This window comes from Bacillus cereus group sp. BcHK124 (assembly GCF_027712065.1).
GTDB classification, from domain to species: domain Bacteria; phylum Bacillota; class Bacilli; order Bacillales; family Bacillaceae_G; genus Bacillus_A; species Bacillus_A pacificus.
In genome coordinates this window covers 84,103-104,658 of sequence record NZ_JAQFPJ010000005.1, presented here as the reverse complement: position 1 = coordinate 104,658, position 20,556 = coordinate 84,103, and the positions used below count along the sequence as shown (strand labels likewise).

Here is a 20,556-nt window from a genome sequence, read left to right as displayed (position 1 = left end):
ATAATTCTTTAGCTCTTGATAAAATATAATAAAATAAAGTGAGGCTTTCATTAGCTGGATACATATAAGAAGTCTTACATAAGGGGAATCTAGTATGAAATATAAAATTCATTGGTTGTATAAAACAAAACGCGGTTTGCAGACGGAATTAACGACAGATTATATGAACATAGAAAAAGCACTTCAATTTGCGGAGGATTTCGAGAAAACAGGAAGAGTGAAAGAATTATTATTTTACGATGAAATGGATGCAGAATGGTCATTAAAGGAAATGAAGAAGCTGAGCAAACAAGTGGAGGAAGAACCCCAAGAAATACTCGTTTATTTTGATGGGGGGTATGATGTTCAGACGAAAGAAGCTGGAGTAGGTATATGTGTATACTATAAAAAAGGGAATAAACAATACCGAATTCGCCGTAATGCATATATAGAAGGCATATATGATAATAATGAAGCGGAATATGCATCATTACTATATAGCATGAATATACTCGAGGAATTAGGAATTAAGTATGAAGCGGTCACGCTTCGCGGAGATTCTCAAGTTGTACTGCAGCAATTGGCTGGAGAATGGCCTTGTTATGATGAACATTTAAATCATTATTTAGACCAAATTGAGCAAAAGGCGAAGCAAATGAAATTAAAACTTGTATGTGAGCCTATATCAAGAAAACAAAATAAAGAAGCACATCAATTAGCTACGCAAGCATTAGAAGGAACAGTGATTGATAGTCATAAAGAAATAACCGAATAGAGAGGTGCAAAGGTGGATAAAAAGCAACTCATTACAGAGGTAAATGACTTATTAGAAACGTATTGTGAAGGATGTTTTTTGCGAGAACATAATCGAAAAACAAATAGTAAGTATTATGCTCATTCCTTTTGTATAAGACAATGTACAGTTGGAGAAACATTGAAAAAGTATGGGGAACAGTTGTCATGAAAAAACATCCAGAGAAAACTCTCTGGATGTTTTTTAGTGCTTCGCTTCATTTAATTGATGCTCGCACTCGCTTAATTTCTTTTCCTCATTTATTAAAAACGGCTCATCTAAATCTGTTGCCACAGATTTCATAATCTCAAGCTGAGAGCGAGCGGCTTCTACAGCAGTAGTCGCATGCTCTAATGTATCTGGATCCATTGAAATTGTCGCTGATCCTACCATTTTTTGTGCTGTTTCTACACGGAATTTCACTTCTTCAAAATCATTTACTTCTGATCCCATTAATAATTCCTCCTTTGTATAGTGCGCATTTCACATAGTTTTTGCTCTGGAAAACGGAAATATACAAAGGAATAACAAAGGAGGTTACCAAGTAAGGTAACCTCCTGTCATATGTTGGATTAAAGTTTTACTACGTTAGCAGCTTGAGGTCCACGGTTTCCTTCAGTGATATCGAAAGATACTTCTTGACCTTCTTCTAAAGCTTTGTAGCCTTCGCCTTGAATAGCAGAGAAATGTACGAATACATCGTCAGCGCCTTCAATTTCGATAAATCCAAAACCTTTTTCGTTGTTAAACCATTTTACTTTTCCTTGCATGTTACAATTCCTCCTAGAAAACATTTACGTTTTTTCATTTAGTGAAATTCATTTGAAAAGATAATATAAACTAAAAATGCTATAATCTTGAATATTCTGCTAAATGATTAATTTAAATATACACGAATTGGGAGAATTTAGTCAAGTAAGCGATTTTATTTTTTTGTATTTTTAAATAATTTTTTAGCCAAATTTTTTAATAGGTATAGGACAGGCCGAGTATGTAATAGTCTTAATTGAACGCTATACATAATGAGGTGAAAGAATGAATGAGTCTTATTTATTAGATAATGAAGGAATGAGAACGAGAAACGACATACCGAATTGGGTTGCAAAGGAATTTCAAAATTTTTCGAGTGTTGTGCTAGAACCAACTTTTCCGTGTTATTTCGGCTTAACAGCTTTAAAAAAGAATGAACTTCGTTATTCATTTCTCTCTCATAATGATTGGAGTCATTTGCCACATACAATGTTATCTTTTTTAGAGTTAATGAAAGAGCGTCCAATTGTAAGAAGAGGATTTTTTCTTTTTGTAGAACCGGAATGTGAGGAGCAATCACTGGAATATTACCGTGATTACTTTTGGAAAGTACTACAATATTTACATGAAAACGATAAGGAAACATGGCCAAAGCAAATTCCTGAAGACCCAGATCATTACTTATGGGAATTTTCATTTGGCGGGGAACCGATATTCGCATTTGGAAACGCACCAGCCTATAAACAACGAAAAACTAGGCATTTAGGAAATTCTCTCGTTATTGGATTTCAGCCACGTACTATATTTGATGGATTAGAAGGGGATCGTCCTAAAGGAGCATATTCTAGGCAAACGGTCCGTGAGCGAGTTGAAAAGTGGGATCAGTTGCCGAAACATCCTAACATTAGTCATTATGGTGATCCGGATCATCGTGAATGGAAACAATACTTTATAGGAGACGATGTAGAACCGTTAAAAGGAAAATGTCCTTTTCTTCATAAGATAGAAAAGTAAGAGTCATCATCTAGATGGCTCTTTTGCATATTTTGGATAAAAAGGGGTATTTTAGTAGTAAATATTTTGAGGAAAGCTAGTCTATTTTTAATTATTACATCATTACTTAATAGTAAAGGAAGTAGAAAGGATAGAGTGATGTTTGGAGCAATTATACAACAAATTGTATTAGGTATTTCATTAGCTGCGCCAGTAGGTCCGATTAATATTGAAATGTTAAAACGAGGAATTGAACGAGGTTTTTGGCATGCGTGGGTTGTTGGAATTGGTGGAATGACAGCAGATATTTTGTTTATGCTTCTCATCTATTTCGGTTTATCTTCTCTGTTTATGTATACATATGTACAAGCTTTTATGTATTGCACAGGGTTTTTCTTATTATTTTATTTAGGATTTCAAAGTGTAAAACAAGGAATTTCTCAATCGAATATGGAATATAAAAAAGAAGAGGTAGGCGGCCTTAAACAATCGTTTATGGCAGGTTTTTTAATTGCGATATCCAATCCATTAAATCTTGTTTTTTGGTTTGGTATATATGGAAGTACACTTAGCTCATTGCTTACGAAGGTAACGAAACAAGAAGCCTTTTTGTACAGTCTTTGTATTATCGTTGGTATTATTTTATGGAATGTAAATATTGCTTTTTCTGTCCATTTTGGCAGAACATTATTAAAGCAAAAAGCACTTGGCTATATAACAGCCGGAGCAGGTATTATTTTAGTAGGATATTCTATCCATTTTGCATACAAAGCTTTACAGTTGTTCACATAAGATTGAAGGGGAGATTTTTATGTATCGAACCACTATTGACGGAAAAGAAATCATTATTACGTTAGCACCAAAAATCAGAAAAGAAATTACTGATAGAAATCCACTATATGAAGCGGTATTTCATAATGCAGCAAGATTACTACAAACAAAGCAACCAACGTTTGCTGTAAATCATGAAATATTTGGACTTATCATTGGAGAGGTACAAAGAGGAGAAGTAACAGTGTTTGCGGTAGAACATATTATTCCAAAGCAAAATATATTTGGACCGAACAATTTTTTCTCGACAATAGAGCAACAGGCAAATTTGTAAAGCGTATAGAATAAGATATAGAAAAGAAATAGTCGTAACGATATGTTGCGACTGTTTTTTTTGAAAAGGGGGAAGGAAGATGAAGAGGGTGGGGAAAGAGTTCTTTTTACAACATGATATCGTTATTATGTATAGTATTTTATTTGTTTTTATCATTATTTTAAAAATGCAATTTTTCACATGGATCGGTTTGTTAGCATGTTTGTTTGGGATTATTTTTTATACGCTAAACGAATATATGACACACCGTTTTTTATTTCATTTAAAACCACCTAAAAACGTATTTTTATTAAAAATGCTAAGAAGATTACATTATGACCATCACGTATATCCAGATGATTTAAAACTTTTATTTTTGCCTGTATGGTTTAGTATACCGAGCTTTACTATATATTTACTTATATCATACGTGATAACAAAAAGTGTTACTATTACACTTTCATTCGGAATCGGAATGATTATTATGCTTCTCGTTTATGAATGGAAACATTACATTGCACATAAGCCAATTCGTCCCGTCACCAAGTTTGGTAGGTGGCTAAAAAAACAGCACATATTACACCATTATAAAAATGAAAAGTTTTGGTTTGGTGTTTCCAATCCAGTATTTGATTTCATATTTGGAACACTTAAAGATGGAAAAGACGTTGAATTAAGCGAAACGGCTCGTAATTTAGAAAAAGAGAAAAAAACAGAAGTGGTGCGATAAGCACTACTTTTTTATTTTGTTTTAATGAGTATGAAAGCTTCACTGGCACGTAAATTTTATGTTGAAAAAGTATATTAAAAACTTAGGGGAAAATGCCGAAAAATGTCTATCGAAAAATCTTTGCAGGAATGTATGGATTGTCTAAAATGAAAATAAGTTTCTGAATATTTGTAAAATTTAGTTTTTGGGTATACAAGGGGGAATTGTACTTTCAGTAAGAGAGGGGATTAGAGAATGAAACGAGATGATACGTCAGCACGTAAGTTACAAAATGAGGTGAATTATACAGAGGTTGTTCAGTCAGAAGAATTTCAATTGTTATTAAATACGAAAAAGAAGTTCATCGTTCCAATGAGTATTTTCTTTTTAAGTTTTTTTATTGCGTTACCTATTTTAACATCGTATTCAAAGGTACTCAATACACCGGCATTTGGTGATGTTACGTGGGCGTGGATATTTGCTTTTGCACAATTTATTATGACGTGGTCATTATGTATGATTTACAGCAAAAAAGCTGAATCCTTTGATAAAATCTCACAAAACATTCTGCAAGAGATGCAAAAAGGGAGGGGCTGACTTTGAATACAACCGCTTTTGCACTATTTTTAATCATCGTACTTGGTACACTCGTCATAACTTATTTTGCATCGAAGAAAACGAAAAATGCGAGTGAATTTTATACAGCTGGAGGGGGATTAACTGGTTGGCAAAATGGTCTGGCCATTGCGGGAGATTATATGTCTGCTGCGTCTTTTCTTGGTATAGCGGGAGCGATCGCGTTAACTGGGTTTGATGGTTTCTTCTATAGTATCGGTTTCTTAGTTGCTTATTTAGTTGTACTATACTTAGTTGCAGAGCCGCTTAGAAACTTGGGGAAATACACATTAGCAGATATGATTGCGGCGCGTTTTGATGCGAAAAAAGTTCGCGGAGTTGCAGCGCTTAATACGATGACGATATCCATTTTTTATATGATTGCACAATTAGTTGGTGCGGGTGCACTTATTAAATTATTATTAGGAATCGAATATACAACATCTGTATTAATCGTTGGTACACTTATGACTGTGTATGTTATTTTTGGTGGCATGACTGCGACGAGCTGGGTACAAATCGTTAAGGCTGTATTACTTATGGCTGGTACATTTATTATTTCTGTAATCGTTTTCGCCAAATTTAATTTCAGTGTGACGGAAATGTTCGCGCAAATGAAAACAGCTACTCCGTTAAAAGAGTCGTTTTTAAATCCCGGTGTAAAGTATAAAGATGGTCTTGATACGCTATCTTTAAATTTAGGACTAGTTCTTGGTACAGCAGGGTTACCACATATTCTTGTCCGCTTTTTTACAGTACGTGATGCAAAAACGGCACGTCAATCTGTTGTATATGCGACATGGTTAATTGGCGCATTTTATATTATGACGATTTTCTTAGGATTTGGGGCAGCAGCGTTTGTAGGAAATGAGGCAATTATTAAAGCAAATCCAGCTGGTAATATGGCAGCACCTTTATTAGCTAAAGCATTGGGCGGAGATTTCTTATTTGCTTTCGTATCAGCAATTGCTTTTGCAACGATTTTAGCTGTAGTGGCAGGCCTTGTATTAACAGCAGCATCCGCATTCGCACATGATTTTTATAATGAAATTATCCGTAAGGGGAAATCAACGGAAAAAGAGCAAGTATCCATGGCTCGTTATGCGTCTATTGGAGTAGCTGTATTATCTATTATACTAGCGTTATTTGCTCAAACATTGAACGTAGCATTTTTAGTTTCGTTAGCATTTGCAGTTGCAGCGAGTGCAAACTTGCCAGTTATATTATTCACAATATATTGGAAGCGCTTCAATACAACAGGTGCCATCTCTGGTATGATTGCTGGTCTTGTATCAGCTATTGTTCTTGTAGCGTTAAGCCCAAATGTATGGAACCCTGTAGCTGGAAAAGCTATATTTGTTGGGGAAGCGATATTCCCATATACGACACCTGGAATTATTTCGATTCCGCTCGGATTTCTTGCAGCGTATTTAGGAACTGTTTTATCTAGTAAGAAAGAAGATGCAGCGAAATTTGATGAAATTCTCGTGAAATCTAATACTGGGCATGGTATTAGTGACGCGTCTTCGCATTAAAAAAGAGGAGCTTTTCGATAGATAAGAAAAGCTCCTTTTTCTTTTGTCATTTTCTTGTAAATAATACTGCTTTGTAAGTAGGATTTGTCTTAATTTTGTGGAATGAAAATAAGCAGGGAGAAATTTAAATCATCATGGTACCAGCGCAGCTTTTGTGAAAAATAAGTTGTTATGGAAGGTGGAAGAAATGATGAAAACGAAACAGACTGATGAATTATTAGCAAAAGATGAGCAATATGTTTGGCACGGAATGCGTCCCTTTAGTCCAAATAGTACAATGGTAGGGGCAAAAGCAGAAGGGTGCTGGGTTGAAGATATACAAGGAAAAAGATATTTAGATGGTATGAGTGGTCTTTGGTGTGTGAATAGTGGATATGGCAGAAAAGAGCTTGCAGAGGCGGCCTATAAGCAATTACAAACATTATCATACTTTCCGATGTCACAATCACATGAATCGGCTATAAAGCTTGCAGAAAAATTAAATGAATGGCTTGGAGGAGAGTATGTTATTTTCTTCTCTAATAGTGGTTCGGAAGCGAACGAAACAGCTTTTAAAATAGCGAGACAATACTATGCGCAAAAAGGTGAACCACATCGTTATAAATTTATGTCACGTTACCGCGGCTATCATGGGAATACAATGGCAACGATGGCAGCGACGGGACAAGCACAGCGTAGATATCAATATGAGCCATTTGCTTCAGGATTTTTACATGTAACGCCGCCAGATTGTTATCGTATGCCTGGAATAGAAAGAGAGAACATTTATGATGTAGAATGTGTAAAAGAAGTAGATCGGGTCATGACATGGGAACTAAGTGAAACGATTGCAGCTTTTATTATGGAACCAATTATTACAGGCGGAGGCATTTTAATGCCGCCACAAGACTATATGAAAGCTGTTCATGAAACGTGTCAAAAACACGGTGCCCTGCTTATTAGCGATGAAGTGATTTGCGGTTTTGGACGTACAGGAAAGGCATTTGGATTTATGAATTATGATGTGAAGCCTGATATTATTACAATGGCAAAAGGCATTACGAGTGCATATTTACCATTATCAGCAACAGCTGTGAAAAAAGAAATATATGAAGCATTTAAAGGAAAGGGAGAATATGAATTCTTCCGTCATATTAATACATTTGGTGGAAATCCTGCAGCTTGTGCACTAGCACTTAAAAATTTAGAAATTATGGAAAATGAAAATTTAATTGAGCGATCTGCGCAAATGGGTTCTCTTTTATTAGAGCAATTAAAAGAAGAAATTGGGGAGCATCCACTTGTTGGAGATATTAGAGGAAAAGGTCTACTAGTGGGAATTGAACTAGTAAACGATAAAGAGACGAAAGAGCCAATTGATAACGACAAAATTGCAAGTGTTGTAAATGCTTGCAAAGAAAAAGGGTTAATTATAGGTAGAAACGGTATGACAACAGCAGGATATAATAACGTCTTAACATTAGCGCCACCACTTGTTATTTCAAGTGAAGAAATTGCCTTTGTTGTTGGAACGTTGAAGACAGCGATGGAACGCATTTAATGAATCGAGCGAGCTGTGATTACAGCTCGCTTTTGTTTATCCCACTTAATGGGCAGTAAGACCCCCACCTCAAAATGCAGCGAAAGCAAAGGAGTTAGGTGGGGGTCGGGCTGCCCATTAAAGTCCGATTGGTGAGGGCTGATTAAAGTTTCACTTTATTAGGTGAAATATGATACGTTTTCAAAGGGAGGGAAATTATTATGAAGAAATATGATCCTAGTCAACATTATCACATCGGATATTATGAAGATGGATATGATTTAGAAGTGACAGCGTACAAAAGAATACATGAACCAGTTTGGGATGCTTATATTCCACACTATGAGGTAGACGATTTTTATAAGAAAGTGGAGGAAATGAAGCTAGGTGAATATGTAGATGATTATGGCATTATGGTGTATTCATTTCGTAATGATATTGATGATGATGAAGCGCGAATTATTTTTGAAAAATGGTTAAAAACGAACGGGATTGTTTAAAGATAAAACGAAAAAGAAGCTTACTATCTTATAAGATAGTAAGCTTCTTTTTTATTAAACTTATTTACTTGCTTTCATTGCTTTATCTTTTGCACCAAAAGTGTATTTTAACATTGGTGGTGTAATCATTGTAGTTAAAATAACGACAATAACGATAGCTGTAAAGTAATCTTGTGCTAGTAGACCTGAAGAAAGTCCTGTTCCTGCGATGATAAGTGCAACTTCACCACGAGAAACCATTCCAGAACCGATAATTGCAGAAGACTTAGCGTCAAATCCAGTCATTCGTGCACCTAAGCCACAACCGATTAGTTTCGTTAATACAGCGATTACTGTTAATGCTAGGATGAACCAAATTTGATCGCCAATACCGTCAAATGTAATATTCATACCGATACTTACGAAGAATACTGGAACGAACATAGCGTAAGCAATTGGTTCTACTTTCTTTTCTACCTCATGTTTGTAGTTCGTTTGAGAAATTGCGATACCAGCTGCGAAAGCACCGATAATACCAGCAATTCCTAATAGTTCGCCGAAATATGCGAATGAGAAACAGATGATAAGAGCCGCGCTCACGATAGACTCAGATACGCGTAGCGGTGATAACCAGCGCATAATCGCAGGAACACCTTTCCATCCGATTAAAATAATAGAAGCGAAGAATACAACTTTCTTCAAGATAATCATTGTTAAGTTAACATCGTCTGTACCTAGGAAACTCATTGCAAATGCTAATAAAATAACGACAAGAATGTCATCAAATACAGCTGCACCCAGCATAGTTGTACTTTCACGTGTTTTCATCTTTCCTAAATCGCGAAGTGTTTGTACGGAAATACTAACACTTGTCGCACATAGAAGTAATCCTAAAAATACAGCATTTCCTTGTTCCATTCCCATAATAAGACCAGAAACGTAACCACCTACGAATGGAAGAATGATACCTCCGAGTGCAACAGCTAAAGAAGAATTACGATTTGCGTTTAATTCCTCTAAGTCTGTTTCAAGTCCTGCCATAAACATTAAAAGAATAACACCAACATTACTTAATTGTGTTAGAAGTTCTGAGTTTTCAATCCAACCTAATACAGCTGGACCGATAACGATACCGACAATTAATTTACCTAGTACAGAAGGTTGACCTAATCTAACACTAAGATCACCAGCAAGCTTTGTACTTAATAAAATAAGTGCAATTTGAAAGAAAAATTCGAATTCCATCGGATCCTCTCCTTATCATTTTTATTTTTATCATACGATTTCTCGGAATTTGCCTAATGAAAATATGTAAAACCCATTAAACAAAGGGTCTGATTACGAGTTCTTTTGAACTTGTAATTTGAACCTGTAATTAATATATAATAGATTTTACAAAAAATCAATGAAAAAATAGGGGCTTTTTTAGAGAGAGACTGTGTAATTGGGGATATACATATAAGAGTAGCGTGTGAATTTATATATGTATGAAATAGTATGAAGTCCTTTTTCATTACAAATAATAAAGCCTAAATGTTATTTCACGAATTATAAATGTGAAAGGGAGGACTTATCATTTGAAGTCATTAAAAAACAACTTGTCTATCGTTGCTTTAGGTGGAGTAAATGAAATAGGGAAAAATATGTATGTTATTCAATTTGAAAATGATATTGTCGTTATTGACTGTGGATCAAAATTTCCAGATGAAAGTTTATTAGGAATTGATTTAATCATTCCAGATGTCACCTACTTACAAGAAAATAAAGAAAAAATTCGCGGATTAGTCGTGACGCATGGACATGAAGACCATATTGGGGGAATACCATATTTTTTAAAACAACTAAACGTACCAATCTATGCGACGAAGTTAACGTTAGGTTTAATTGAAATTAAATTAAAGGAACATAACCTTCAAGATAATACAGAATTAATCGTGATTCATTCAGAATCAGAAATTGATTTCGGTGCTATTAAGACAACTTTCTTTAAAACGAATCATAGTATTCCAGATTGCCTCGGTATTGTTTTTCATACACCAGAAGGTACTATAGTACATACAGGTGATTTTAAATTTGATTTAACACCAGTTAATAATCAACATCCTGATATTCATAAAATGGCTAAAATAGGTAGTGAAGGTGTATTAGCTTTACTATCTGAAAGTACAAATGCAGAACGACCTGGATTTACCCCATCAGAAAGGTCGGTGGGGGAACGGATAGAGGAAATATTTATGAAAGCAAATAGGAAAGTGATTATTTCTACTTTTGCTTCTAATGTGAATCGTGTTCAGCAAATAGTTGAAGCTTGTATAAAAACAAATCGAAAACTGGCTTTGCTCGGCAGAAGTATGGTAAATGTAGTAGAAGTTGCTCTAGAGAAAGGGTATCTAAATATTCCAGATGGTATGCTAATTGAAGCAAATGAGGTAAATAATTTAGATCCAAAGCAGGTCGCAATACTTTGTACAGGAAGTCAAGGAGAACCAATGGCAGCTTTAGCGCGTTTAGCTAGTGGAAACTATAGGCAAGTAGATGTTTTACCAGAAGATACAGTTATTATAGCTGCGACTCCTATTCCAGGAAATGAACGTAATGTTTCGCGAATTATCGATAACTTATTTGCATTAGGGGCAAGAGTGATTTACGGATCAGGCAGTTCTACTGGAGTCCATGTATCTGGCCATGCATATCAAGAAGAATTAAAGTTAATGCTCACATTAATGAAGCCAAAATATTTTATCCCCATTCATGGAGAGTTTAGAATGCTACATCACCATAGCTTGCTAGCGGAATCAATTGGTGTTGAAAAAGAAAATATCTTTATCGTTCGTAATGGAGATGTTGTAGATATAAGTAATCAAGTGGCAATTCAATCGAGAAAAATACAAGCAGGAAATATATATGTAGATGGATTAGGAATTGGTGATGTTGGAAATGCATTATTACGTGATCGAAAACAACTTTCAGAAGATGGAATGCTCGTTATAGTTATTACTTTTAATAAAGTGGATGGAGAAATAATTTCAGGTCCTGATATTATTTCTCGTGGATTCGTCTATGTTCGTGATTCAGAAGAATTTTTGAAGGAATTAAATAAATTAGCTGTTATTACGATTAATAATGTAAAGAAAGAGAAAGTGAATAGCTGGGGTATTTTGAAAAGAGAAGTAAGAGAAGCTTTAGGGAAGTATATATATACGAGTACGAAAAGAAAACCGATGATTCTTCCTATAATTATAGAGGTGTAATAATGAATAAAAAGAATTCTCTTAAGGGAATTCTTTTTTGTTTTGAAGATAGAATGAACGTATAATGAAATAAATAGAAATGGAAGGGAATAAAAGATGTTATTAAACAAACGCTTTACAATTGGAGAAATGGCAAAAATGCATAATATAGCGGAATCTACTTTACGTTATTATGATGAAAAAGGAATTTTTCATCCGTCCATTGTGGACCCACAAACAAATTACCGCTATTACACAATCGATCAATTTTCACTATTAGATACGATTAAGTTTTTACGCCAATTAAATATTCCATTAAAGGAAATTAAGAAATATATTGATGAAAGAAATCCAGCATACGCACTCAATTTGTTGGAAAAACAACAAGAAATGATGTTGAAAAAACAAAGAGAAATTGAGTATGCTTTGGCGAAAATGGAGCATAGAATTCATTTGATTAAGGAAGCAACAAAAGCAAAAGCTAAACAAATGGTAATAAAAGAGATCCCGCGGCGAAAAATAACAGCCATTGCGGTTGCTCCGAATACGACGGATGATATGTTTGAGTACTACATCCATTCGTTGCAAAAAAATATGAGGCAAATGGATGATAGTTTATTTTCTGGAGATATTGGTGTAACAGTTGCGAAAAAAGGATTCATGCAAAATGAGTTTCAAGCGTATAGTAGCGTGTTTATTCTTTTGGATTATATGCCGTATGAAGTGCATAATTCAGATGAGATTAAGGAAGGTTTATATGCTTGTTCTTATCATCATGGACCGTATGAAGAAACAGATGCAACGTATAAGGAATTACTTGCATACATTGATCAAGAAGGATATGAAGTAAGTGGAGATGCGATTGAGATTGGATTAATCGATTGGTCTGTAACAGAAAATCCAGAGGAGCAAGTAACAGAAATTCAAATTCCTATCATGAAAAAATAAAACAATAAGCTGTAGCACTCGTATCATTACAAATGGGTATTAAATACGATAATTCAGTTACCTATTTTTTAAATTCTCTATTGACCTTCAAGTTACTTGAAGGTTTAAACTAAGAAAAGAGAGTTGAAAAAAGGAGCATAATAGTATGGAAGCAACAGAAAAATTAAGAGAAAAACCGATAAAAAGTTTATTTATTTCTTATTTAATACCAGCTGTTCTAGGAATGGTATTAATGTCGGTTAATATTGTAATTGATGCGGTAATGATTAGTCGGGGAGTTGGAGCAAATGGATTGGCAGGAGTAAACGTGGCTATTCCAGCGTTTTCAATTTTCTTCTCTATTTCATTATGGATTGGAATGGGCGGGGCAACGTTATATTCCATTGCATTAGGTGAAAATAAAATTGAAAGAGCAAGGTCTATTTTTACTCAATCCATGACGGTAGCAGTCATTATTGTAGGCGTTTTAGCGGCAATTTGCTTATGGAGAATAGAAGATTTAGCATACGTATTCGGTGCGAATGAAGTAATTTTACCGTATGCGTTAGACTATTTACACGTATTATTAACATTTGGAATGATATACGTTTTAGAAAATATTTTAAGTACATTTATACGAAATGATGGAAATCCTAATTTAGCAATGGCAGGTTTAGTTGTAACAGCTGTATTAAATATAGTGTTTGACTATATCTTTATTTTCATCTTTAAATGGGGCGTAACAGGAGCTGCTTCAGCAACTATTCTTTCAGCAGCGATTGGTTTCCTTGTATTATTAACGCATTTCTTTAGAAAAAGTAGTATTTTAAAATGGACGAAATTCCATTTTGAATGGGATACAGTAAAACAAATTATGATAATCGGTTTCCCGAGCTTTACAGCAGAAAGTACAGTAGCGATTGTAACGATTGGTTTTAATATTGCATTCGTTCAATATGCAGGAGAAGTAGGAGTCGCTTCTTATGCGATGGTGAATAGTATTCATGCAATGACATTACTATTATTCTTTGGTGTAGGTGCAACATTACAACCGATTGCTAGTTTCCATTATGGTGCAAATTTAGCAGAGAGACTTCGTGAAGGATTGCAGTTTGCAGTGAAAATTGCAGTTGTACTTGGAGGCGTTGCAATAATTGTCGGATTATTCTTCGGGAAATATATTATTGGTCTATTTGATGTCCAATCTCCAGAGTTATTGGAGTTAACATTAACAGGTATGAGCTTGTTCTTTATCCAATATGTATTTTTAGGCTATAACATTGTGTATGGAGAGTACTTCCAATCAGTGCGACAAACGACAAAATCAGTACTTATTATAATGAGCCGAGGGTTGCTATTTATTATTCCATTATTATGGATTATGCCGAAATTATTTGGGATAAACGGAATTTGGCTCGTTATGCCAGTAGCGGAAGTATTGACAGCGATTATCGTATTTACGATGAATCGTATGAAACATCCTGTGCCATTAAACATGGCAGGCGAGAAAGAAGCAATATGATGAAGAAAATCCCCTTGAGCAAGTAAGGGGATTTTTTATTCTTTTAAACTAATAGCAAAAGATCCATCCGTTTCTTGAACAGACGCAAAGGCAACGTTTTTAATATTTGTGATGCCTTTTTCTTTTAATTCTTTATATAACCACTTTTCGTCCTTATGAATTAACTTTAAGTTATCGTATTGAATTTGTGAATCAACGATAAGGGCAATTGGTAATCCAGCATACTTAACATCTATGTTCAAATCTTTCGGAGTTAATGGGACAAGTTCACGCTTTGGTAAAATGCTAATGGCTCCATTCGCTTCTAAAATAGCGTATTCAATTTCATGAACACTTGGATATCCTGCGACACGAAGGTTAGAAAGTAATTCAGCAATGGGATACCTACTTTTTTGTAAGTTCTCAAAAATAATATCACCATGTTTAATTAAAATAATCGGGTGTCCGAGAATGAAACGATTTAGTTTGTTGAATAGGCTTAATTTTGTAAGGATTAAATGCAAACATGTAATAACGACCATACCGAGAAAAGCTTGCAAAGCACCAGAGACTGGTATGGCCTGAAAAGCTAAATAAGATAAAAAGATAATAGCACCAAAATCATGAGGAGTTAGTTGTGCTAAAGCTGATTTACCGAGCATCTTAAGTGATAGTAAAAATAAGATAAAAAAGAACGATACGTTACATAAAAAGAGAAGCAATAGAGACACTCCTTCGTGCAAAGTTGTACTTACTGTTCCCGAAAGAAATATAAATATTACTTTCTAGAGGATAAATTAGGTTGAATTGGAATTTGTCTGTATACAAACAAATAAATGGATATTATCATGAAAGAAGCAAAGAACATAGGAGTATATAGATATGAGAAAGAAAAAAATAATGAAGTATATGATAGGAATGATAATGGTTTGCGCCGTTTATGTGGGATTTTTACAATATAACATTTATAAGCATGGGCAAATGAATGCGACCTATGAAGCTGATTATATCATTGTATTAGGCTCGAAAGTAAACGGAACGAAACCATCGTACTCATTGCAATATCGTATTGATAAAGCAGCTGAGTATTTGAAAGCACATGAGAAAGCAATTGCTATTGTGTCTGGAGGAAAAGGAAAAGGGGAAGATATTTCAGAAGCATTAGCAATGAAAAATGAATTAATAAAACTAAAAATTGCAGAAGACCGCATTATAATGGAAGATAAGTCAACGAGTACAGATGAAAATATTAAATTCTCAAAACCTTTAATTCCGGACAATATGAAAAAAGGACTGATCGTAACAAATGACTTCCATATGTTTAGAGCGAAAAAAATAGCAGCTAAGCAAGGTTTACAATTAGAAGGTCTTCCGGCCGAAACACCAAAGCGAATTGTCATTCCATCGAATATACGTGAATATTTAGCCATTACGCAATATTGGTTTATGAATCGAATATAGTGGACGTGGTCCCGCCTAGCATTCTAGGCGGGATTTTTTGAGGGGAATCTTACAAATATGTCATCTTAATGAAAGGTAAAGCGATAGTTTCTAGAATGGATTCCTGACATAATGAAGATAACAAAAACTATTTAGAGGTGAATCGGATGAAAGGAAATAATATATTATCTTCACTATGTTACTTTAGTATCTTTTTTGCACCATTTTTACTACCAATTATAGTGTACTTCGTTGCAGAGGATGAAGTGAAATATCACGCGAAAAAAGCATTTTGGTCACATATTTTCCCGTATGCAATTTTATTCGGAGGGGTAGCGATATCAGGAATATACGGTTTAGGATTCAATCAATCTGACGGTGCTGGAATTGGGATCATGATCACATATGCAGTGTTCATTCTTGTAGGGATTTATTACTTCATTTGGAATATCGTAAAAGGTGTTAAAGTGTTGAAAACAGCGCAATAAGATAAGGGATAATTTGGAATGAATTTGTCGTTATTTGTCGGTAAGTCGATATATTGAAAAAATCGTCGATATAATTTCATTTACCGTATTAATAGATCTTTTAAAAGGAGCAATTCAAAAAGAATTGCTCTTTTTGTGCTTATAAGTTGTGAATATTGGAAAAGATATGTTAATTTTTCATTAGGAAGAGAAAAAAGGAGTGATTTTCATGAATGAGATGATACATAAAATGGAGCAACACGTTTCAGTTCGTAAATATAAAGAAGAATCCATTCCGAAAGATGTAGTAGAAAGAATGGTGCAAGCTGCGCAGCATGCTGCTTCCTCGCATTTTGTACAAGCTTACTCTGTTATATATGTAACCGATCAAGACTTAAAGGCGAAACTAGCAGAGTTATCCGAAAATCGTCATGTGAAGGACTGCGCAGCATTCTTTGTTTGTTGTGCAGATTTAAAACGACTTGAAATGGCATGTGAAAAACATGGTACAGAGATAAAGCATGAAGGAGTAGAAGACTTTATCGTAGCAACGGTAGATGCTTCACTCTTTGCGCAAAACTTGGCGTTAGCAGCAGAATCGTTAGGATACGGTATTTGTTATATTGGTGGTATTCGTAATAATCCGGGAGAAGTGAGCGAATTGCTTCATTTACCAGATAAAGTATATCCTGTATTCGGAATGACAGTCGGTGTATCAGATGAAGATCATGGAGTAAAACCACGCTTACCAGTAGCAGCAATCCTTCATGAAAATGGATATGATGAAAAGAAATATGATGAATTACTAAACGAATACGATGAAACGATGAGCGCGTATTATAAAGAAAGATCATCAAATAAGAAAAACGCAACATGGACGGAATCGATGAGTTCGTTTATGTCTAAAGAAAAAAGAATGCATATGAAAGAGTTTTTAAGTGAAAAAGGATTTAATAAGAAATGAGTAAAAAGGCAGATCTGAAGCGAAGGAGAACTTGCAATATTTTAAAAATGTAACAGAGCTTTGTGATGAAACGTTAGTTTAAGTGAATAGTTTGATTGCTAATGCCTAAGTTCAGAATGTAGATACCACTTTCTGAACTTAGGTATTTTATTTGTTATCATATACATAAAAATTAAAAAATTTTTACAAAAGTGATAGAAAATGAGAATGAAATGCCAATAGTAAGTAAAGGCAGCTGCTAAAGGGGAATTGAGGAAGGAAGATGTTTATGATTTTCGATTCTGAAGTGGATTTAATTACAGCTATGAAAAAACGTGATCAAGATGCTTTGAAAGAAGTAATTGATCAATATGGAAAATTAATTTTATACATTATTCATAAATTATTAAGTAGCCCTATGGAGAAACAATATGTGGATGATTGTTATAAGGATGTATTTACTGTCATTTGGTTTCATATCGAACAATTTGATATGGAAAAGGGAAACTTCAAATCTTGGATGATTGGTATTACTAAATTAAAGACATTGGAATATAAAAAGAAAGTATATAAAGAGAATAAAGTCGATAAAGACGTAGAGATAGATACAGGTGTCCATGATAGGTATGAAATAGAACAAGAAGAAGAGATTATGGAAATAGTCCAAGATTTAAACAAGAAGGATCGATATATCTTTTTAAAGAGGTACATTGATGGATATTCCATTGACGATATTGCAAAAGAATTAAAAGTAACGGCGGATTATATATACAATCGAATTTCTCGTGGGAAGAAAAAAATTCAAAAACTATGGAAAGGGAGTGTGTAATATGGATAAAAGATTATTATCTATGTTAAATGAGCTCCAATATTCAGATGAAGAAATTGCACGTTTAGAGAAAGAAGCGGATGAGACTATCAATATAGATAAGTATTATGTGAAAAACGGAGAATTATTGAAGAAATTAACGGTGCAAATGTTGGAAGAATCAGTTCGGAAAGATTTACAAGAAGGAGAAGAAATCGAATGCGAAATATTAGTAGAAGAGGGGAGTCTTGTAAATTCTAAAGTTATACCGAATATATTAACGGCAGGTGCTGCTTTTTATTATTACATTGTTTTAACAAATACAAGATTACGAATTAAATCGTTAGATTGTTATTTCAAAGAAATAAATGAGTACAATGTGCTAATTAGTTCAATTCAAGCAGTTTCGAGACATAAAAAAATGAAGAATGTATATGGAATTACTATAGATAATAACTATATACAATTAGGAAGTACCGAGCATGAGCAAGAATTGAAAACGGTAATTGAGAAGCTAAAACAACGAGGGGTGAAAGAAGAGAGATATAAAGAGTTTGAAAAAAGTTGGCTGATTTTTTTCAATGTGTTTGTAATAGCGATAGGTGGGCTTCTAGTTTTAAAATATTTAATTTGAAAATAAAAAGCGGCATAATAGCCGCTTTTTATTGTTATCACGTTCAAAAATATTGAAAACTTATCCGTTATGACACAAACTAAAGCAACTTCTATAACGAATGCAAACTTTCAATAAGAAGATACATGCCCGTGCAACTTAAAAGGATGTACGTAAATATTTTAAAAATCCGTTGATTAAGCCATTTGAAAATAATTTGACCTATATACAAACCTAGAAATACGATTGGAATAGCGTAAAAACTTGATTCCCAAATTGTTTTGTTTGTGCCAGTAAAGAGTATTTGCGTTAGTAGACTAATGAAATATATAAATAGATAAAAAGCTAAAGTAGTTGCTCTCAGCTTCTCTTTTTTTGTATCAGTTCCTGTAAAGTACAGTAACAGAGGTGGTCCCGGCATACCGATACTTGTCGTTAAAAGACCGGATAATCCTCCCGCTAAGAAATCTCTAGATTTTGTTGATTGAATCTTAAAGTTACAGATTAGCATCAACGTTAATAGTAAGAGCAAGATGCTAATTGCTAATTTAAACGTATTGATGTTAATGGAAACGAAAATGAAAATACCAAAAGGAACACCAACTATACTGCCGACAATTAATCTTTTCAGTAGAATACAATCAATGTCCATTCTTATTTTCCAAATGAGTGATATAGAAATAATGAATGATAAAATGATATTTATTTGTATAGCTTCTTGTGGTAGAAATAACATGAGTAAGAAAGGTGTTGCCATAATAGAAAAGCCAAAACCGGTACTCGTTTGTAAAATAGAAGCTACTAATATAATACAAATGAACATGAATATAGTATTCAAAAAAGCCCCCCTACATAATCAAATTTCATTAATATTTTAACATAAAGTAAAACTTTAATCAGTGAGGGCTTACTACCTAGCAAATCGCCGCTTGTTATGTTGCGGTTAATATTTCAATGATGATCCTGTAGCCTTAAAATATTTTTCTCGTGAAGGAGTCATTACTCGGATTGCTAATAAACAGGAAAGGAAAAGGATGAGTAACGAGCTACTTATTACAGTCATTTGAACGGAAAGAAATTGTGCGGATGCTCCAATTGCTAAAATGAAAAAGATTTGGATAAAACTTTTTATGGAATCAAATACGCTATCGATACGTCCTATCATATGAACCGGGATGTTATTTTGATAAAATGTAAAAAAGCCAGTACCAGCAAATGATGAAGAAATGCCAAGTAAAATAAAACCGCCTGCCGCGACGATAAATGAATTTGAAAAGGCGAAAATTACATAGCCTATTGCTGTGAAAATTGTCCCTAATCCGATACAATATTGAATTGGTAAACGTTTGGCAAAAAGAGAGACAAGAAATGAACCGGAAACGTAAGCAGCGCCAGTTATACTAACAAGCATACTGTATTCTATATCGGTTAAAAACAGTATTTGTCTTGTAAAAACAACTTCTTGTGAATCAAGTGCCATAGCGACAAGCATAGTCGCTTGAAATAAAACGAATATGAGAATAATGTACGTTTCAGTTCGAGCGAATGAAAAAACTTGTTTCCAATCACTTCGTAATGTTTGTACGAAAGTATTTGCAACTTCTTCGCTTTGCTTTGTTTGTAACGTAATATTAGGTAAGAAATAAATGAGAATAGTAGAAAGTAGAAAGGAAAGTGAGTTGCAGTAAATTACAAAGGATGCTGAGTGCGTGGTGAGAAGTATTCCAGCAAGAGCTGGACCGATAATAAAAGCCCCGCTTGTACAAAAGCTACTCCAAGCGTTGAATTGAGCGCGTTCTTCAGCAGGTATAAGCATTGTTTTATAAGAAAATGAAGCTGGATCGAAAAATGATGTAGCGATACGAGTTAAAAAGATAAAAATATAAATGGCCCAAATAGAATCAAATAGTGGAACGCAGCCAATGAGAATTGCTCGAATTATATCTGTGATGAGCATAATGGACCGTTTGTTTAATCGATCTACTATGCTACCAGACCAAATTTTTGTAACAACGGTCGCAATTGGACCGACAATCCATAATCCTGCTACAGCAGCAGGGGAGTTTGTGCTATGTAACACCATTACGTTTAGGGCGATGAGATACATAAAATCACCTAAACGAGAAATTCCTGTTCCCGACAATAATAATAATTTATTTTTCATGAACAAA

24 protein-coding genes are annotated in these 20,556 nt (G+C 34.2%); 18 read left to right on the top strand and 6 right to left on the bottom strand.

Annotated features, from left to right (window positions below; genetic code table 11):
- Positions 1 to 94 precede the first annotated feature (94 nt).
- Positions 95 to 754 (top strand): ribonuclease H family protein, encoded by a 660-nt coding sequence (locus PDK19_RS10435; protein ID WP_270707061.1) that lies wholly within the window; start codon positions 95 to 97, stop codon positions 752 to 754.
- Positions 755 to 766: 12 nt separating this feature from the next.
- Positions 767 to 943, top strand: a complete 177-nt coding sequence (locus tag PDK19_RS10430) for a zinc-finger domain-containing protein (RefSeq protein WP_000358801.1) — start codon at positions 767 to 769, stop codon at positions 941 to 943.
- 33 nt (positions 944 to 976) lie between these two features.
- Here PDK19_RS10430 and PDK19_RS10425 read toward each other — a convergent pair whose 3' ends face one another.
- Together PDK19_RS10425 and cspB are read right to left on the bottom strand one after the other, a co-directional pair.
- On the bottom strand, positions 977 to 1,225 hold the full coding sequence (locus PDK19_RS10425) for a DUF2564 family protein (protein WP_000534391.1): 249 nt from the start codon (positions 1,223 to 1,225) through the stop codon (positions 977 to 979).
- 119 nt (positions 1,226 to 1,344) lie between these two features.
- Entirely contained in the window at positions 1,345 to 1,542 is a 198-nt protein-coding gene (cspB, locus tag PDK19_RS10420) for a cold shock-like protein CspB (RefSeq protein ID WP_001161727.1), read from the bottom strand.
- A gap of 265 nt (positions 1,543 to 1,807) precedes the next feature.
- On the opposite strand from cspB, the gene PDK19_RS10415 reads away from it, so the two are divergent.
- From PDK19_RS10415 to PDK19_RS10380, 8 genes are all read left to right on the top strand, one after another.
- The gene (locus tag PDK19_RS10415; protein ID WP_016717045.1) at positions 1,808 to 2,536 is read left to right on the top strand and encodes a YqcI/YcgG family protein; all 729 of its coding nucleotides are present in this window, start codon (positions 1,808 to 1,810) and stop codon (positions 2,534 to 2,536) included.
- A 138-nt stretch (positions 2,537 to 2,674) separates the two neighbouring features.
- Positions 2,675 to 3,307, top strand: a complete 633-nt coding sequence (locus PDK19_RS10410) for a LysE family transporter (protein WP_000466557.1) — start codon at positions 2,675 to 2,677, stop codon at positions 3,305 to 3,307.
- A gap of 19 nt (positions 3,308 to 3,326) precedes the next feature.
- Entirely contained in the window at positions 3,327 to 3,620 is a 294-nt protein-coding gene (locus PDK19_RS10405; RefSeq protein WP_000286361.1) for a hypothetical protein, read from the top strand.
- Positions 3,621 to 3,699: 79 nt separating this feature from the next.
- Positions 3,700 to 4,329 carry a sterol desaturase family protein gene (locus PDK19_RS10400; RefSeq protein WP_000832152.1) on the top strand — a complete coding sequence of 210 codons (630 nt, stop codon included), beginning with the start codon at positions 3,700 to 3,702 and terminating at the stop codon, positions 4,327 to 4,329.
- A 234-nt stretch (positions 4,330 to 4,563) separates the two neighbouring features.
- Positions 4,564 to 4,905, top strand: a complete 342-nt coding sequence (locus PDK19_RS10395; protein WP_000817374.1) for a DUF485 domain-containing protein — start codon at positions 4,564 to 4,566, stop codon at positions 4,903 to 4,905.
- A gap of 2 nt (positions 4,906 to 4,907) precedes the next feature.
- Positions 4,908 to 6,458 (top strand): solute symporter family protein, encoded by a 1,551-nt coding sequence (locus tag PDK19_RS10390; protein WP_001098251.1) that lies wholly within the window; start codon positions 4,908 to 4,910, stop codon positions 6,456 to 6,458.
- A 190-nt stretch (positions 6,459 to 6,648) separates the two neighbouring features.
- Positions 6,649 to 7,998 (top strand): aspartate aminotransferase family protein, encoded by a 1,350-nt coding sequence (locus tag PDK19_RS10385; RefSeq protein ID WP_053090655.1) that lies wholly within the window; start codon positions 6,649 to 6,651, stop codon positions 7,996 to 7,998.
- A 200-nt stretch (positions 7,999 to 8,198) separates the two neighbouring features.
- Positions 8,199 to 8,477 carry a DUF3986 family protein gene (locus PDK19_RS10380; RefSeq protein ID WP_016717048.1) on the top strand — a complete coding sequence of 93 codons (279 nt, stop codon included), beginning with the start codon at positions 8,199 to 8,201 and terminating at the stop codon, positions 8,475 to 8,477.
- A 60-nt stretch (positions 8,478 to 8,537) separates the two neighbouring features.
- Here PDK19_RS10380 and PDK19_RS10375 read toward each other — a convergent pair whose 3' ends face one another.
- Positions 8,538 to 9,701, bottom strand: a complete 1,164-nt coding sequence (locus PDK19_RS10375) for a cation:proton antiporter (RefSeq protein ID WP_000393887.1) — start codon at positions 9,699 to 9,701, stop codon at positions 8,538 to 8,540.
- A 332-nt stretch (positions 9,702 to 10,033) separates the two neighbouring features.
- On the opposite strand from PDK19_RS10375, the gene PDK19_RS10370 reads away from it, so the two are divergent.
- The 3 genes from PDK19_RS10370 (at position 10,034) to PDK19_RS10360 (ending at position 14,135) form a co-directional block, all read left to right on the top strand.
- Positions 10,034 to 11,707, top strand: a complete 1,674-nt coding sequence (locus PDK19_RS10370) for a ribonuclease J (protein WP_049113341.1) — start codon at positions 10,034 to 10,036, stop codon at positions 11,705 to 11,707.
- 96 nt (positions 11,708 to 11,803) lie between these two features.
- Entirely contained in the window at positions 11,804 to 12,634 is an 831-nt protein-coding gene (locus tag PDK19_RS10365) for a MerR family transcriptional regulator (protein ID WP_000925926.1), read from the top strand.
- A gap of 145 nt (positions 12,635 to 12,779) precedes the next feature.
- The gene (locus PDK19_RS10360) at positions 12,780 to 14,135 is read left to right on the top strand and encodes an MATE family efflux transporter (protein WP_270707057.1); all 1,356 of its coding nucleotides are present in this window, start codon (positions 12,780 to 12,782) and stop codon (positions 14,133 to 14,135) included.
- A gap of 35 nt (positions 14,136 to 14,170) precedes the next feature.
- Here PDK19_RS10360 and PDK19_RS10355 read toward each other — a convergent pair whose 3' ends face one another.
- Positions 14,171 to 14,836, bottom strand: a complete 666-nt coding sequence (locus PDK19_RS10355; RefSeq protein WP_000923931.1) for a DUF421 domain-containing protein — start codon at positions 14,834 to 14,836, stop codon at positions 14,171 to 14,173.
- 187 nt (positions 14,837 to 15,023) lie between these two features.
- On the opposite strand from PDK19_RS10355, the gene PDK19_RS10350 reads away from it, so the two are divergent.
- The 5 genes from PDK19_RS10350 to PDK19_RS10330 all read left to right on the top strand — a co-directional run bounded on the left by PDK19_RS10350 (position 15,024) and on the right by PDK19_RS10330 (position 18,406).
- On the top strand, positions 15,024 to 15,575 hold the full coding sequence (locus tag PDK19_RS10350) for a YdcF family protein (RefSeq protein WP_308196943.1): 552 nt from the start codon (positions 15,024 to 15,026) through the stop codon (positions 15,573 to 15,575).
- A 146-nt stretch (positions 15,576 to 15,721) separates the two neighbouring features.
- Positions 15,722 to 16,042 (top strand): DUF4870 domain-containing protein, encoded by a 321-nt coding sequence (locus tag PDK19_RS10345; RefSeq protein WP_000678047.1) that lies wholly within the window; start codon positions 15,722 to 15,724, stop codon positions 16,040 to 16,042.
- Between the two features lie 208 nt (positions 16,043 to 16,250).
- Entirely contained in the window at positions 16,251 to 16,985 is a 735-nt protein-coding gene (gene nfsA / locus PDK19_RS10340; RefSeq protein ID WP_270707055.1) for an oxygen-insensitive NADPH nitroreductase, read from the top strand.
- Positions 16,986 to 17,247: 262 nt separating this feature from the next.
- Entirely contained in the window at positions 17,248 to 17,793 is a 546-nt protein-coding gene (locus tag PDK19_RS10335; RefSeq protein ID WP_270707054.1) for a sigma-70 family RNA polymerase sigma factor, read from the top strand.
- A gap of 1 nt (position 17,794) precedes the next feature.
- Positions 17,795 to 18,406, top strand: coding sequence for a flagellar motor switch protein FliG (locus PDK19_RS10330; protein WP_014893162.1), 612 nt, complete (start codon positions 17,795 to 17,797; stop codon positions 18,404 to 18,406).
- Between the two features lie 91 nt (positions 18,407 to 18,497).
- Here PDK19_RS10330 and PDK19_RS10325 read toward each other — a convergent pair whose 3' ends face one another.
- Together PDK19_RS10325 and PDK19_RS10320 are read right to left on the bottom strand one after the other, a co-directional pair.
- The gene (locus PDK19_RS10325) at positions 18,498 to 19,223 is read right to left on the bottom strand and encodes a sulfite exporter TauE/SafE family protein (protein ID WP_001092071.1); all 726 of its coding nucleotides are present in this window, start codon (positions 19,221 to 19,223) and stop codon (positions 18,498 to 18,500) included.
- A gap of 105 nt (positions 19,224 to 19,328) precedes the next feature.
- Entirely contained in the window at positions 19,329 to 20,549 is a 1,221-nt protein-coding gene (locus PDK19_RS10320) for an MFS transporter (RefSeq protein WP_049112615.1), read from the bottom strand.
- Positions 20,550 to 20,556: the final 7 nt, after the last annotated feature.

Coding starts and splice junctions, on each gene's coding strand:
- PDK19_RS10320 (WP_049112615.1), bottom strand. CDS start 20,549: ATGAAAAATAAATTATTATTATTGTCGGGAACAGGAATTTCTCGTTTA.
- PDK19_RS10330 (WP_014893162.1), top strand. CDS start 17,795: ATGGATAAAAGATTATTATCTATGTTAAATGAGCTCCAATATTCAGAT.
- PDK19_RS10375 (WP_000393887.1), bottom strand. CDS start 9,701: ATGGAATTCGAATTTTTCTTTCAAATTGCACTTATTTTATTAAGTACA.
- PDK19_RS10395 (WP_000817374.1), top strand. CDS start 4,564: ATGAAACGAGATGATACGTCAGCACGTAAGTTACAAAATGAGGTGAAT.
- PDK19_RS10365 (WP_000925926.1), top strand. CDS start 11,804: ATGTTATTAAACAAACGCTTTACAATTGGAGAAATGGCAAAAATGCAT.
- cspB (WP_001161727.1), bottom strand. CDS start 1,542: ATGCAAGGAAAAGTAAAATGGTTTAACAACGAAAAAGGTTTTGGATTT.
- PDK19_RS10335 (WP_270707054.1), top strand. CDS start 17,248: ATGTTTATGATTTTCGATTCTGAAGTGGATTTAATTACAGCTATGAAA.
- PDK19_RS10415 (WP_016717045.1), top strand. CDS start 1,808: ATGAATGAGTCTTATTTATTAGATAATGAAGGAATGAGAACGAGAAAC.
- PDK19_RS10350 (WP_308196943.1), top strand. CDS start 15,024: ATGATAGGAATGATAATGGTTTGCGCCGTTTATGTGGGATTTTTACAA.
- PDK19_RS10385 (WP_053090655.1), top strand. CDS start 6,649: ATGAAAACGAAACAGACTGATGAATTATTAGCAAAAGATGAGCAATAT.
- PDK19_RS10380 (WP_016717048.1), top strand. CDS start 8,199: ATGAAGAAATATGATCCTAGTCAACATTATCACATCGGATATTATGAA.
- PDK19_RS10410 (WP_000466557.1), top strand. CDS start 2,675: ATGTTTGGAGCAATTATACAACAAATTGTATTAGGTATTTCATTAGCT.
- nfsA (WP_270707055.1), top strand. CDS start 16,251: ATGAATGAGATGATACATAAAATGGAGCAACACGTTTCAGTTCGTAAA.
- PDK19_RS10345 (WP_000678047.1), top strand. CDS start 15,722: ATGAAAGGAAATAATATATTATCTTCACTATGTTACTTTAGTATCTTT.
- PDK19_RS10425 (WP_000534391.1), bottom strand. CDS start 1,225: ATGGGATCAGAAGTAAATGATTTTGAAGAAGTGAAATTCCGTGTAGAA.
- PDK19_RS10400 (WP_000832152.1), top strand. CDS start 3,700: ATGAAGAGGGTGGGGAAAGAGTTCTTTTTACAACATGATATCGTTATT.
- PDK19_RS10405 (WP_000286361.1), top strand. CDS start 3,327: ATGTATCGAACCACTATTGACGGAAAAGAAATCATTATTACGTTAGCA.
- PDK19_RS10435 (WP_270707061.1), top strand. CDS start 95: ATGAAATATAAAATTCATTGGTTGTATAAAACAAAACGCGGTTTGCAG.
- PDK19_RS10360 (WP_270707057.1), top strand. CDS start 12,780: ATGGAAGCAACAGAAAAATTAAGAGAAAAACCGATAAAAAGTTTATTT.